The organism is Rhodovulum sp. P5, assembly GCF_002079305.1.
GTDB lineage: Bacteria > Pseudomonadota > Alphaproteobacteria > Rhodobacterales > Rhodobacteraceae > Rhodovulum.
This window is the reverse complement of sequence record NZ_CP015039.1, coordinates 787223-800938: the sequence shown is the minus strand read 5'-3', so window position 1 is coordinate 800938 and position 13716 is coordinate 787223. Positions and strand designations below refer to the sequence as shown.

Sequence of the window (13716 nt, the reverse complement as noted above, 5' to 3'; positions counted from 1 at the left end):
GCGGCGCAGCGATTTCTCGGTGGTTTGATTCCGGGATACCCGGTGGCGCAATCACGGAACAAAAAAAGCGGGCCCAGACGGCCCGCTTCGGTGTTTCGGTAGGGGATTGCTCAGCGCGTGCGGTTGCGCAGAGAGGACACGGCGAAGGCCCCCAGACCGCTAAGCAGCAGTGCGGCGCCGGCCGGAAGCGGAACATTCGCAGGACCGCCGTCGGTGTAATAGCCAAGTTGGCTTTGCTCCAGGGCGACATCGTGAATCCGCACGTTGTCGATCAGGCCGTCGACATACTGGGTGCCCTGGGTGTGGCGCGCACCGATCACCAGCCCGGTCGCATAGCCGCCGGACAGGCTTCCGGTCGTGGCGGCCGAACCGGCAAGCGCCCCGTCGATATAGACCTTCTGGGTGGTGCCGTCATAGGTGAAGGCCAGATGGTACCACGTATCGTTCGAGAGCGTTTGCGTGACCGTGATGCTGCCCACGTCAACCGGGTTCAGCCCGCTGGCCCATGTCGAAACGTCAGCGACGCCATAGTCCCCAAGCACCACGTACTGGCCCATCTGAAGCGAGATGTAGTGAACGTTTCGGTTGACGTCGCGCGAGTTGATCCACGTCTCGAACGTGAAGCTCGACAAGCCGTAGTCATGGAACGCGGTGTAGGCATAGTCGCCGGCACCGTCCAGCGCGAGCGCCTGACCGAACTGGCCCGAAGCGTAACCGGCATCGCCTGCAAGGGTCAGGTTCTCGTTGTTCCCGGAGGTGTCGTTGGCGTTTCCGTCGAACAGATACTCGGCAACCACCGCAGCCTGTGCGGTCGCGGCAGAGATCGAGAATATGGCAGCCGTCAGAATTTTAGTGAAGTTTGACATAAAAGAATTCCCCATTTTAGTCTCATTGCGCCCTCAATATGGCCGAAGTGAGGCAATAGGGCGAGAGGGCTGCGCTATTTTTTTTTACCGCGCGTCTGACGGTGGCGGAGACGCAAATACAGCGATAATGGCAGACTTTCCCGGCTGGACTGCCGCCGGTTCAGGCGGCTTGGTGCGCGACACCGCCGCCACCGGTTGTTAATCCCATGGCAACCCTTCTCGATAGAACCTCGTTCCTGCCGAATTCTGGCCCGATTTCCACGGTTATTTGGACTGTGGTGTGGTCCGGATCCGGCAGGGTCCGTGGAACAGGAGCGTGGTGGACGACGGCTAGGGGTCGTCCCGACGTGCGAAACGCAGGGGAGACTGGGTGATGGATTTCAGGATCAATTTCGAGGGCTGCGAACCCGTTTTTCCCCAATGGGGGCCGACAACGGGTACGCCCGACCGCAAGGCGAAACCGATGATGGCGAGCCTCGCCTCCGGCTTTGCCGCGGGTACCGAGATCGCGACACCGGACGGGCCGCGCCCGGTGGAAACGCTGACGGTGGGCGATCCGGTCTTGACCTTCGACAATGGCCCGCAGCCCGTTCGCGCGATCCAGCGCGGCGTGCTCTGGCGGGGAGAGGTCCCCTGTCCTTTGCCGCTTTGGCCGCTGGAGGTTCCTGCCGGCGCGCTGGGCAACGCAACGCCGCTGACGCTCTTGCCGGAACAGAGCATCCTGATTGAATCCGACGTGGCCGAAATGCTGTATGGCAGCCCGTTCGTGCTGATGCCGGCCCGTCTCATGGTTGGGCTGATGGGCATCGCGCGGCGGGCCCCGACCGATGTGGTCGAGGTCGTCATGCCCCTGTTCGACGAACCGCAGATCGCCTTCGCGAATGGCTCCGCCCTTGTGTTCTGCCGGGCAGAGGCCGAGGCATGCAGCGCCATGCCCGATGACGCCGACCTCGATGTGCCGACGGTCGCCGGATACTCCGCGCCCGAGCCGCGCATCGCGCGTGTCGTCGCGCAGGCGCTTCGGATTACGCAGACCGACGACGCGGTTCACGCCGCCTGAACATCCGGCGCGAACCGGGCGTAGAAACTCTGCCCCCGGTCGGCCATGTCCCGCAAAAGGGCGGGGGCGCTGAACCGGTCGCCGTGGCGGGCCGCCAGCCCGTCGCAGATTTCTACCGCACGGGCGGCGCCGATCATGTCGAGCCATGAAAACGGCCCGCCGGACCACGGCGCAAACCCCCAGCCCAAGATCGCGCCGACATCGCCTTCGCGGATGTCCATCAGCACGCCTTCTTCCAGCGCGCGCACGGCCTCCAGCACCTGCGCGAACAGCAGGCGATGCTGCACCTCCGTCAGGTCCGGCTGATCGTCGGCATTGGGGTATTTCGCCCGCAGCCCATCCCACAGCCCGGTCCGCTTGCCCGCCGCGTCATAGGCATAGAACCCGGCCTTGGCCTTGCGGCCCAGCCGGCCTTCGTCCGCCAGCCAGAACAGCACCTCGTCGACCGCGCCGTCGGGATAGGCATCGCCCATCGCCGCCTTCGTGGCCTTCGCGATCTTTACGCCCAGATCGATCGACGTCTCGTCGACCAGTTGCAGGGGGCCCAGCGGCATGCCGACCAGCTTTGCCGCATTCTCGACCAGCGCGGGCGTCACGCCCTCGGCCACCATGCGGATGCCTTCGTTGATATAGGGGATAATGCAGCGGTTGGCATAGAAGAAGCGGGCGTCATTGACCACGATGGGTGTCTTGCGGATCTGGCGCACGAAATCCAATGCCTTGGCCACCGCGCGGTCGCCCGTTTCGCGCCCCTTGATGATTTCGACCAGCATCATTTTTTCGACGGGGCTGAAGAAATGGATGCCGATGAAATCGGCCGGGCGCGAGCTTGCTTTCGCGAGCTCCGTGATCGGCAGGGTCGAGGTGTTGGTGGCGATGATGCAGTCGGGGCCCACGGCCGCTTCGACCCTTTTCGTGACCTCGGCCTTGATCCCCGGGTCCTCGAACACCGCCTCCACGATCAGATCGCAGCCTGAAAGGGCGGCGTAATCGGTGGTGGCGGTGATCCGGCCAAGCACCTCTGCCTTCTTGGCCTCGGTCGCCTTGCCGCGCTTGATGCCCTTGTCCAAGTAGCTCTCGGCATAGGCCCGACCCTTGTCGGCGGCCTCTTGGGCCTGGTCGATCAACACGACCTCGATCCCGGCCTGCGCGGAGACGAGCGCGATGCCAGCCCCCATCATCCCCGCGCCGAGAATGCCGACCTTCTGCACCTTCTGATCGGGCACATCGGCAGGCCGCACCGCGCCTTTCTCCAGCGCCTCCTTGTTGATGAAGAGCGAACGGATCATCGCGGCCGACGACGGGTTCATCAGAACATGGGTGAACCAGCGCGCCTCGATCCTCAACGCCGTGTCGAAGGGCACCAGCGCGCCCTCGTAGACCGCGCTCAGCAGGGCCTTGGCCGCGGGATAGACCCCCTTGGTCTTGCCATTGACCATCGCCGAAGCACCGACAAAGGTCATGAAACCCGCCGGGTGATAGGGCGCACCGCCCGGCATCTTGTAGCCTTTCTCATCCCACGGCTTCACGATCTTCGGGGCGGACAGAACCCACTCCTTGGCGGCGGCGACGGGGTCGTCTACCACCTCGTCGATCAGGCCGGCCGATTTCGCTTTTTTCGGGTCGCTCAGCTTGCCCTCGAGCAGGAAGGGCGCGGCGGCCATGGCGCCCATCTTGCGCACAAGCCGCGTGGTGCCGCCCGCGCCGGGGAAGATACCCACCATGATCTCTGGCAGGCCGATCTTGGCCTTCGGGTTGTCGGCCGCAAATATCCGATGACAGGCGAGTGGCAGTTCCAGCCCGATTCCCAGTGCGGTGCCGGGCAGGGCGGCGGCAATCGGCTTGCCACCCCTATTGCGGTCGTCCATGCCTGCGCGCTCTATCTTACGCAGAAGCCCGTGCATGGCCATGATGCCCTCGAACAACCCGCGCGCGGGGTCGTCGCCTGCATCCTGCTTCATCTTCGCGATGATGTTGAGGTCCATGCCACCGGCGAAATCCTTCTTGCCGCTGGTGATCACGATGCCCTTCACCATGTCGTCGGCCAACGCGGCGTCGATCAGGGCGTCAAGTTCTGTAATCCCTTCAAGGCTCAGGACATTCATGCTCCGGCCCGGCACGTCCCAGGTGATGGTGGCGACGCCGTCGGCGTCTGTTGCGGCGTGGAACTCTGTCATGTCAAACCTCCTGTCTTGTGTCGGGTGGCTGGGACGTTCGGCTGCAAGCGCTGAAAGGGGCCTGCGCCCGTTTCAATTATTGCGTGCTGCAAGCCATTCTTGGAACAAACAAAAAAATATGCCATGCTGTTAAGACAAAATAGTCCAACAGGGAAACGTGTATCATGCGCAAGACGACTGTACTTTCTTCCGTAATTGGCGCGGCAATCATCTCGCTGTCCGCCGCCCACGCCGCCCAGCTCGATTTCACGGCTGGTGTATTGAGCGCCGGGGACACCGTGCTGACAATGGCCGAAGCGACGGTGACCGCGGATATCGGCACGCTGCTTGTCGGCGATTTCGTTCCCAATGCCGTTTGTCCGGTCACTTCGGGCTGCGAAGGGCAAATGACGCTGACCTGGAATTTCGATGTCGAGAATGTCAATTTCGAATACGGCTTTGGCAACCCGGGCGACGAGGCGACCGTCAGTGCCTATGACGACATGATGAACTTCGTCGGAAGCGTCCTGCTGACCCTTCAGTCGGGAACCGATCTTGAGGACATTTCCGGCCTTGGCGTGTTCCGGACGCTGGTGTTCGACAACACGGCGTCGAGCGGGGCGGGTTACGCCTATGGCAATGTCAATTACGACCGGGTTGGCGCAGACGTTCCGGTGCCTGCGTCGCTGCCGCTGTTGTTCGCAGGGGTTGCCGGTCTCGGCCTCGTCCGCCGCGCCCGCAAGACCTGACCCGCGATTGCCGGGCATTGGACGCACGAAGAACGGCCGGGTCCCTCGGCCGTTTCCCTTTTTGGCTGATCGCGCGGCCATCAGACCCTCTCGATGATGGTTGCCGCGCCCATGCCCGAGGCCACGCAGAGGGTGGCCAGCCCGGTTGCCTTGTCGGCCCGTTCCATCTCGTCCAGCAGGGTGCCAAGGATGATCGCCCCCGTCGCGCCCAGCGGATGCCCCAGCGCGATGGCCCCCCCGTTGACGTTGACCCGCGCCGGATCGGTGTCGAAGGCCTGAAGGAAGCGCAGGACAACCGCCGAAAACGCCTCGTTCACCTCGAAAAGGTCGATGTCGGTGATGGCCATGCCCGCCTGCGCCAATGCCTTTTCGGTGGCGGGCACCGGGCCGGTCAGCATGATCGTCGGATCGGTACCCACCTTGCAGGCCGCCCGGATCCGCGCCCGCGGCTTCAGCCCGTGTGCCTTGCCGAACGCCGCGCTGCCGACCAGAACCCCCGCGGCGCCGTCCACGATGCCCGATGAATTCCCGGCGTGGTGGATATGTTCGACCCGCTCCAGATGCGGGTATTTCATCAGCGCAACCTGGTCGAAGCCAGGCATCGCCTCGCCCATCTCCTTGAAGGCCGGTTTCAGCGCGCCAAGCGCCTGCATGTCGGTTCCGGGCCGCAGATATTCGTCCCGGTCGAGGATCGTCAGGCCATTCACGTCCTTCACCGGCAGGATCGACCTGTCAAAGCGCCCCTCGTCCCACGCCATGGCCGCGCGACGCTGGCTTTCGACGGCCAGCGCATCGGCATCGTCGCGGGTAAATCCGTATTGGGTTGCGATGATGTCGGCGGAAATGCCCTGCGGCACGAAATAGCTTTTCATCGCAAGGCTGGGGTCCACGGCGATGGCCGCACCGTCGCTGCCCATGGCGACGCGCCCCATCATCTCCACCCCGCCCGCGATATAGGCCTCTCCGGCGCCTGCGCGCACCTGATTGGCGGCGAGGTTCACGGCCTCCAACCCACTGGCGCAGAAGCGGTTGATCGACAGGCCCGGGATCGCCTCGTCAAGGTCGGAGGCCAGAACCGCGCTGCGCGCAAGGCACCCGCCCTGTTCGCCGACTTGCGTGACATTGCCCCAGATCACGTCTTCGACCGCAGCCCCTCCAGCCCGTTGCGGTCCTTCAGCGCGTTCAGAACCAATGCGGACAGGCGAAGGGATGTGACCTCATGCAGGCTGCCATCCTTGCGGCCCTTGCCGCGCGGCGTGCGGATCGCGTCATAGATATAGGCGTCGGTCATGCTCGTTCCTCCCGAAATCGTGTCAGGCCCGGTCGGCGGGAGAGCCGGGCATCAGGTCATAGGGGTGTTTCCAGCCGGGCAGGGCGGAAATGCGCGTCAGCCAAGCGTCGATCGCAGGCCAGTCCGCCCGGTCAAAGCCGAAGGGTTCGGGGTAGTAAAGATATCCGCAACAGGCGAAATCCGCCGTGGTCGGGCCATCGCCCACCAGCCAGTCCCGTCCGTCAAGCGACCGCTCCAGCGTCTTCAGCGCCGCCTGAACGCGGCCGGACAGCCAGCCGATGGCCTCTTGCGGGCGTTTCTCCTCGGGCAGGAAGTTCATCAAGAAGCGCAGAGCGCCGGCCTGACCGGACATCTTGTGATTGTCCCAGAACATCCAGCGCAGCACCTCGCGCGCCTCGTCGGCGGACTGTCCGCCGAATTTTCCTGTCTGCTCGGTCACCCATGTCTGGATCACGCCCGACTGGCTGATGCTGAAAGCGTCGGTCACCATGACCGGCACCTCGCCCATCGGGTTGAGCGCGAGGAAGTCTGGGTGCCGCGCGGCGCCGTTGAAGAAATCCACATAGACCGGCTCCCAGTCCACGCCCGCCAGTTCCAGCGTCAGCGCCGCCTTGTAGGCATTGCCGCTTTCGCCGAAGCAGTGAAGCTTGATCGTCATGGTCCCTCCCAGTGTTGCGCCACGGCCCCTGCGATACCACGGACCCCGCCGTCGCGCCGTGGGTATTTTGGCCAAGAAGAAGGGGCCGGCTGTGCCCGGTAACCAAAGGTTAACGTTAACGCGCCAGCGTGCGACTCGCGGTACAGGCTGGGGAGCCGATGACCGCCCAAGGAGAAGGTCCTCCGCCCGGCGCCTCCACCTCGGTAGCGACCGGGGGCGTCGTCCGGGCGGAGGGCCCGACACTCCCCTTCTTCTTGGCGAAAATACCCACGGCCCGACGTTTTCCGACTTGTGTTCCGGTGATTGGTCATCGCTTCCGTGCCTCCAGGTCCGCGTTGAACAGGCGCAACCGGTGGGGCAGGACCTCGCTGACCGTGACTCTGTCGAAATTCTCGAACGGGAAGGACAGCGCCTCGCCCTCGTCAAGGCCGGCCTCGCGCGCGAAGCGGCGCAGCCGACGATAGGCATCCTCGCTCATCGCGACGGGAAACCGGCGGGTCAGGCGCAGGCGCTTTGGCATGAGATCGTCCTGTGGTCGTCCCGATCCTGCATCTCAGAACCTGTCCGCGTCCAGTGCCATCACGGTCTCTCCGCCACTCTCTATGCGGCTCAGATGCAGGCGCGTGGCGGGCAGTTGCCGGGCCATGTAGTAGCGCCCGGTGGCAATCTTGGTCCGGTGAAAATCCGCATCCTCCGTTGTTCCTTGCGCCAGCGCAGAGTGCGAGACCGCGGCCATTTTCGCCCACATCAGGCCCAGACAGACATGGCCGAACAGCAGCATGAAGTCATAACTGCCCGAAAGAGCGTTGGCCGGGTTCTTAAGTCCCTCCTGAACGAAATACATCACCGCCGCCTGCAGGTCCTTGGAGGCCGCTTTCAGCGGATCGAGGAAGTCTGATTTCAGGTCGGGGTTTCCCTCGTGGGCCTTGATGAAGTCCTTGACCAACGCGAAGAAGGCCGTCATTGCCTGCCCACCGTTCTGCGGCAGCTTGCGGCCCACAAGGTCAAGCGACTGAACGCCGTTGGTGCCTTCGTAGATCGTGGTGATCCGCGCATCGCGCACGAACTGCTCCAGCCCGGCCTCTCGGGTGAAGCCGGTTCCGCCCAGGGTCTGTTGGGCCAGAACCGTGGTCTCGAACCCCTTGTCGGTCAGAAACCCCTTGATCACCGGGGTCAGCAGGGACACCAGCGCCTCGGCCTCTGCGTCCTTCCTGCGCCCGGCGCGGTCGATCAGTTCCGCCCCCCACAGGGCAAGGGCGCGTGCCCCCTCGGTGAAGCTTTTCTGATCCATCAGGTTTCGGCGGACATCGGGGTGCACGAGGATCGGGTCGGCCGGGCCGTCGGGATTGGCAGGTGCCCCCAGTGCGCGGCCCTGCAACCGTTCCTTGGCCCAGGCCAGCGCGTTCTGATAGGCGACGACAGCCTGGGCATAGCCCTGCGTGCCGACGCCGATCCGCGCCTCGTTCATCATGGTGAACATGGCGCGCATCCCCTTGTGCGCTTCTCCGATCAGGAACCCCGTCGCGCCGTCATAGTTCATCACGCAGGTGGCGTTGCCGTGGATGCCCATCTTCTTTTCCAGCCCGCCGCAGGCCACCGCGTTGCGCGGCCCCGGGGTGCCGTCGGCATCGGGCAGGAATTTCGGCACGATGAACAGCGAAATGCCCTTCGTCCCCTCGGGCCCGTCGGGGATCTTGGCCAGCACCAGATGCACGATATTCTCGGTCAGGTCGTGTTCGCCCGCCGAGATCCAGATCTTGGTGCCGGTGATCTTGTAGGTGCCGTCGGCCTGCGGGTCTGCCTTGGTCCGGATCAGCCCAAGATCGGTGCCGCAATGCGGTTCGGTCAGGTTCATCGTGCCCGACCATTGGCCTGAGATCATCTTCGGCAGGTACAGCGCTTTCTGTTCCTTCGACCCATGCACATGGATCGCGGATATCGCCCCATGGGTCAGGCCCTGATACATGTTGAACGCCATATTGGAGGCCGCGAACAACTCCCCCACCGCCGAATGCAGGAGAAAGGGCATGCCCTGTCCGCCAAAGGCGGGATCGGCATCCAGCGCGGTCCAGCCGCCCTCGCACATATGCCGATAGGCATTCTTGAAGCCCGTGGGCGTGCGCACCACGCCGTTGTCCAGCACGCATCCCTCTGTATCGCCCACGGCGTTCAGCGGGGCCAGAACCTCGGCAGAGATCTTGCCGGCCTCTTCCAGAACGGCACCGGTGAAGGACCGGTCGAGTTCGTCATAGGCGGGGATATCGGACAGGCTGATCTGCATCACGTCGTGCAGCAGGTACTGCATGTCTGCGATGGGCGGGGTATAGGTCGGCATGGCACTCCTCCCTGAAGTCTGTCTGCCTTTGGGTCGCTATTCCGCGGCCGTCTTCCGACCGAACTCGGCCAGCTTTTCGGCGCCCGCGGCCAGTTGATCCCGCAATTCGCCGATGGCCTCGTCCAGTTCCGCGCGCTGGCGCTCCATGTCGGCAAGGCGTTCCTGCGCGACTGCGTAGGTCCGGCGGAACTGCAGTTCCTCGCCATCCTCCAGGTCGTAAAGGTCCAGAAGCTGGCGGATCTCCTCAAGGCTGAAGCCGAACCGCTTGCCGCGGAGGATAAGCTTCAGCCGGGCCCGGTCGCGGCGGGTGTAAAGCCGCTTCTGGCCGTCGCGGTGCGGGTCCAGAAGGCCCTTGGATTCATAGAACCGAAGGGTCCGGGCCGTCACGTCGAACCGGTCGCGCATCTGGGTGATCGTTAGTAGGTCGTCGGTCATCGCTGCTCGTCTTTGGGTGGAAGGCATGCGCGCCAGTTGCCCGTTCGGATTGCAGTATACAAGCCTGCATGACGTTGACGTAAACGTAACGTTGCGTCACGAAGACTGCCGGGCGCCCTCCGGTCCGTCAGTCGAGGCTTTTGGCCACCTCGTCACGCAAAGCCTGCAATTCGGCGATGGTGCGGCCGATCCTGTCGCGCTCCTCGGTCAGGGCCAGAAGCTGCCGGTCGGCCATCTCGATCATCGTTCGCAATTGCGCTGTGCTGCCCTTTTCATCGTACAGCGTCAGCCATTGCCGGATCTCCTCAAGCGAGAAGCCGAAGCGCCGCCCGCGCAGGATCAGGGTCATCCGCGCGACCTCGCGCCCGGTGTAGAACCGCGTGCGGCCCTCTCTTTCGGGGCTCAGAAGCTCGATATATTCATAATAGCGAAGCGTGCGCGGGGTCACGTCGAACCGCGCGCACATTTCCTTGAACGTCAGTCGATGGTCAGACATGTCCCCTCCCGGATCGTTCGGACCCTAGGTAGGCGCTGCCGCCCGGTCGATCAATTCAGTTCATGAAGCCCGGGGCGAACAGATAGAACCCGTAGGCGACCAGAACGGCCGGGATCGCGGAATAGATCGTGGCCAGCGCCGCCGCGCGGGGGTTGATCGCGATGGCGGGGAACAGCGCGTCGCCATCGTTGGAAATCGCATTGCCGATCAGCGCGGCGAACGGGATTGCGCCGTTCACATAGAGCGTGGCCACCAGAACCTGCGGGCCGCAGCCCGGGATGAAGCCCACGGCAATCGCGATCAGCGGCAAAAGCGGTCCGATGGCGGAAAACCACGCGGTAATGTCGATGCCCGCAAAGGCCGCGGCATAGTCATAGGCCAGATAGGCGCCGATCACCCAGACCGAGATGAAGCTGGTTTCTTCGGCCATACGGGTCAGGGGGGCATCCTTGGCATTCGTCATCGCGGTCACGGGCGAGGTCGCCCAGATGAACAGGCCCAAGGCCGTGCCGGCCAGGGCGAAGGTCATCACCGGCAGACCAAGCAGGCTGTCGATCTGGATTTGCGCCAGTTGCGCCCCGCCGACGACAAGCCCCGGCACACCGGGCAGCAGATAGGCGATGTCACGCGGACGCAGCCGTCCGATCCGCGGCGCGACCTCGCACGAGGCGCCTTCCAGGACCGGCAGGTCGACCCGGTTGAACCGATCCACCAACCAGCCCGACATCACGCCGACGGCAAGGGACACCGGCAGCACGACCGCCGCCGCATCGGGCCGCGTTGCGATCAGCAGGAAGGCGGCATCGCCCATCGTAGCGGTCAAGGCGGCCACCACCGCCCCCAAGCCCACATTGCCCGAAGTATAGGCAGCCACCACGATCACCGCGCCGCCGCAGCCCGGCGTTGCCCCAAGGAAGGACGCCATCGGCACCTGCCAGAAGCGCGCGCGTTTCAGCGTGGCGCCCATGTCGTATTTAAACAGACGTTCGGAGCCGTAGAACAGCAGCAGCGTTGCGGCGACGAAGACGCTGACCTGAACATAGGCGTTCGTCATCAACTCGCGCGTCAGCGCCCCAAGTTCCCCAGGGGCAAGGGCCAGCGCCAGCAGGGTCAGCACCACCAGCAGGCGCTTCGGCCGGAAGGGTCCGAAGAAATCGAAGCCAACACGGGGAAGGCCGGAGTCGGGAAGAAGGGTTTTGGTGTTCATGGCAACTTGCGACTGCGAATGGTTCTCAATCGCAGTAGTTAGTGCTTGCGGCATGCGTTGCAAGAGAGAATATGCGCTCAGGAAAGGAATTGCCGATGTCGCGTGATGAAAAAGCCGCCATTGCCACAGAATTCATCGAAAAGATCCCCCATTCCCGCGCTTTGGGGATGCGGATCGATGCCATTGGCGACGGCGTTGCCGTGATCTCGATGCCCTATGACGAACGGCTGATCGGTGATCCGAAAAGCCGCGTGATCCATGGCGGGGCGGTGTCGGCCCTGCTGGACACCTGCGGCGGCGCATCGGTCATGAGCCACCGGGAAGCGCCGGCCAGCACCGCAACGATCAGCCTGCGCATCGATTACATGCGCGCGGCGACGCCGGGCCAACGTCTGACCGCGCGGGCGGAATGCCACCATATTACCCGCTCGGTCGCCTTCGTGCGGGCCACGGCGATGGACGAAGACACCGAAACGCCTGTGGCGACGGCAACCGGCACCTTCACGGTCGAACGCGGGGCAGGGGGCACCACATGACGCGGCGCACCCCCGAACCCGTTCAGGTCATCAAGCAGCGGCGCGACGGCGCATTGGCCGCCCTGGTTGAGGGCGTGCCCTATACCCGGTTTCTTGGCATCTCGTTCGAACGGCGGGGTGATGAATTGACCGCCATCCTTGCCTATGACGAGGCCCTCATCGGCAACCCGTTTCTGCCCGCGCTGCATGGCGGGGCGACCGCCGCTTTCCTTGAGGTCACGGCGATCATCGGCCTGTCATGGGCGATGCTGTGGGACGATCTGGAAAGCGGGGCGCTCGACCCCCGCTCGCTGACCGCCGACACCCTACCGCGGCTGCCCAAGACCATCGATTTTACCGTGGACTATCTGCGCCCCGGCATGCCGCGGGATGCCTATGCCCGCGCGCGGGTCAACCGGTCTGGCCGGCGCTATGCCAGCGTCCATGTCGAGGCATGGCAGGACAACCGCGCCCGGCTCTTCGCGCAGGCGACGGGCCATTTCCTGATGCCGACGCGCGATGGCTGACATATCCCTGCCGGCGGAACCGGTGCCGGGCCACAGGCGCGTTCTGGCCATCGCGCTGCCCATCGTGTTGTCGAATGCCACGGTGCCGATCCTTGGGGCCGTGGATACGGGCGTCGTGGGCCAGATGGGGTTGGCCGCGCCCATCGGGGCCGTTGGTATCGGCGCGATCATTCTGGCCGCGCTCTACTGGCTGTTCGGGTTCCTGCGCATGGGCACCACGGGGCTGACCGCGCAGGCCTGGGGTGCGAAAGACCATGCCGAGGTCGACGCGATGTTGTCGCGGGCGCTGATGCTGGGGTTTGCGGGCGGCGTCGTGATCATTCTTGCACAGGCACCGCTGTTTGCCGGCGCGTTTCTGGTATCGCCCGCAAGTGACGAGGTCGAAACCCTCGCCCGGCAATACATGTCCATCCGGGTCTGGTCGGCACCAGCGGCCATCGCGCTTTACGGCATCACGGGCTGGCTGATTGCATTGGCTCGCACGCGCGCGGTGCTGGCGATCCAGCTCTGGATGAACGGGCTGAACATTGTTTTGGACCTTTGGTTCGTCCTTGGCCTTGGCTGGGGGGTGCAGGGGGTCGCCGTCGCGACCTTCCTGTCGGAATGGTCCGGCGCGGCCTTGGGGCTATGGCTCTGCCGCGGGGCGTTCCGCGGTCCGGCGTGGCGCGATTGGGCGCGCGTGCTGAACCGGGCCCGGCTGCGCCACATGGCCGGGGTGAACACCGATATCCTGCTGCGCTCTCTCCTGTTGCAGGGCATCTTCGTGTCCTTCCTGTTTCTCGGGGCGGATTTCGGCGATGTCCCGTTGGCGGCCAATCAGGTGCTGCTTCAGTTCCTTGAAATCACCGCCTATGCACTGGACGGTTTCGCCTTCGCGGCCGAGGCATTGGTGGGGCAGGCGATGGGCGCCCGGGCGCGCATGGCCCTGCGGCGCGGGGCGCTCTTGACCAGTTTTTGGGGGCTGGTGTCGGTGATCGGGCTGGCGGCTGTCTTCGCCGCCTTCGGTGGGGCGATCATCGACCTGATGACGACCGCGCCCGAAGTGCGTGCCGCGGCGCGCGCCTATCTGCCCTATATGGTCGTGGCGCCGGTGCTGGGGCTCGCGTCCTACATGCTGGACGGGATTTTCATCGGGGCCACGCGGACGCGCGACATGCGCAACATGATGGTGATCTCGGCTGCGGTGTATGCAGCTTCGGCTTGGGTGCTGGTGCCAGCCTTCGGAAATCACGGGCTCTGGATTGCGCTGCTGATCTCGTTTGTCGCGCGTGCCATCACGCTGGGTCTGCGATACCCGGCGCTGGAGGCTGAGGCCGGGCGCAAGGCCCCGGCCTGATACGAGTTGTGTGCAACGCCTGACTTCGCTCGCGGCGTTTGCGTCATCGCGCTTGGCGCGAAGTCAAGGCTTCCGCCTTGGCCCG

The 13716-nt window shown here is 64.5% G+C and carries 13 protein-coding genes and 1 pseudogene; 5 read left to right on the top strand and 9 right to left on the bottom strand.

The window, feature by feature from the left end:
- Nucleotides 1-110: 110 nt before the first annotated feature.
- Entirely contained in the window at nt 111-866 is a 756-nt protein-coding gene (locus tag RGUI_RS03965; protein ID WP_172841074.1) for a LamG-like jellyroll fold domain-containing protein, read from the bottom strand.
- 373 nt (nt 867-1239) lie between these two features.
- Here RGUI_RS03965 and RGUI_RS03960 point away from each other — a divergent pair, with 373 nt between their 5' ends.
- Nucleotides 1240-1926 (top strand): Hint domain-containing protein, encoded by a 687-nt coding sequence (locus RGUI_RS03960; protein WP_081531860.1) that lies wholly within the window; start codon nt 1240-1242, stop codon nt 1924-1926.
- Here the strand turns inward: RGUI_RS03960 and RGUI_RS03955 are convergent.
- Nucleotides 1914-4103, bottom strand: a complete 2190-nt coding sequence (locus tag RGUI_RS03955) for a 3-hydroxyacyl-CoA dehydrogenase NAD-binding domain-containing protein (protein WP_081531859.1) — start codon at nt 4101-4103, stop codon at nt 1914-1916. The two genes, RGUI_RS03960 and RGUI_RS03955, sit on opposite strands and share 13 nt — an antisense overlap.
- 164 nt (nt 4104-4267) lie before the next feature.
- Here RGUI_RS03955 and RGUI_RS03950 point away from each other — a divergent pair, with 164 nt between their 5' ends.
- On the top strand, nt 4268-4831 hold the full coding sequence (locus tag RGUI_RS03950) for a VPLPA-CTERM sorting domain-containing protein (protein WP_081531858.1): 564 nt from the start codon (nt 4268-4270) through the stop codon (nt 4829-4831).
- Nucleotides 4832-4911: 80 nt separating this feature from the next.
- Here RGUI_RS03950 and RGUI_RS03945 read toward each other — a convergent pair.
- The 7 genes and pseudogenes from RGUI_RS03945 to RGUI_RS03915 all read right to left on the bottom strand — a co-directional run bounded on the left by RGUI_RS03945 (nt 4912) and on the right by RGUI_RS03915 (nt 11253).
- Nucleotides 4912-6122: pseudogene (locus RGUI_RS03945) on the bottom strand (acetyl-CoA C-acetyltransferase).
- A 22-nt stretch (nt 6123-6144) separates the two neighbouring features.
- Nucleotides 6145-6780, bottom strand: a complete 636-nt coding sequence (locus RGUI_RS03940) for a glutathione S-transferase family protein (protein ID WP_081531857.1) — start codon at nt 6778-6780, stop codon at nt 6145-6147.
- Nucleotides 6781-7087: 307 nt separating this feature from the next.
- Entirely contained in the window at nt 7088-7300 is a 213-nt protein-coding gene (locus RGUI_RS03935; RefSeq protein ID WP_081531856.1) for a class I SAM-dependent methyltransferase, read from the bottom strand.
- Between the two features lie 33 nt (nt 7301-7333).
- Complete coding sequence (locus RGUI_RS03930; protein ID WP_081531855.1) at nt 7334-9115, bottom strand: acyl-CoA dehydrogenase C-terminal domain-containing protein; 1782 nt, start codon at nt 9113-9115, stop codon at nt 7334-7336.
- A gap of 36 nt (nt 9116-9151) precedes the next feature.
- Entirely contained in the window at nt 9152-9550 is a 399-nt protein-coding gene (locus RGUI_RS03925) for a MerR family DNA-binding transcriptional regulator (RefSeq protein WP_081531854.1), read from the bottom strand.
- A gap of 127 nt (nt 9551-9677) precedes the next feature.
- The gene (locus tag RGUI_RS03920; protein ID WP_081531853.1) at nt 9678-10046 is read right to left on the bottom strand and encodes a MerR family DNA-binding transcriptional regulator; all 369 of its coding nucleotides are present in this window, start codon (nt 10044-10046) and stop codon (nt 9678-9680) included.
- A 55-nt stretch (nt 10047-10101) separates the two neighbouring features.
- Nucleotides 10102-11253 carry a putative manganese transporter gene (locus RGUI_RS03915; protein ID WP_081531852.1) on the bottom strand — a complete coding sequence of 384 codons (1152 nt, stop codon included), beginning with the start codon at nt 11251-11253 and terminating at the stop codon, nt 10102-10104.
- A gap of 95 nt (nt 11254-11348) precedes the next feature.
- On the opposite strand from RGUI_RS03915, the gene RGUI_RS03910 reads away from it, so the two are divergent.
- From RGUI_RS03910 to RGUI_RS03900, 3 genes are read left to right on the top strand one after another with little or no spacing between them, the layout of a single operon-like run.
- Nucleotides 11349-11789 carry a PaaI family thioesterase gene (locus RGUI_RS03910; protein ID WP_081531851.1) on the top strand — a complete coding sequence of 147 codons (441 nt, stop codon included), beginning with the start codon at nt 11349-11351 and terminating at the stop codon, nt 11787-11789.
- Nucleotides 11786-12295, top strand: a complete 510-nt coding sequence (locus RGUI_RS03905; RefSeq protein ID WP_081531850.1) for a PaaI family thioesterase — start codon at nt 11786-11788, stop codon at nt 12293-12295. The genes RGUI_RS03910 and RGUI_RS03905 overlap by 4 nt, the downstream gene beginning before the upstream one ends.
- Nucleotides 12288-13631 carry an MATE family efflux transporter gene (locus RGUI_RS03900; protein WP_081531849.1) on the top strand — a complete coding sequence of 448 codons (1344 nt, stop codon included), beginning with the start codon at nt 12288-12290 and terminating at the stop codon, nt 13629-13631. The genes RGUI_RS03905 and RGUI_RS03900 overlap by 8 nt, the downstream gene beginning before the upstream one ends.
- The last annotated feature ends 85 nt before the right edge of the window (nt 13632-13716 follow it).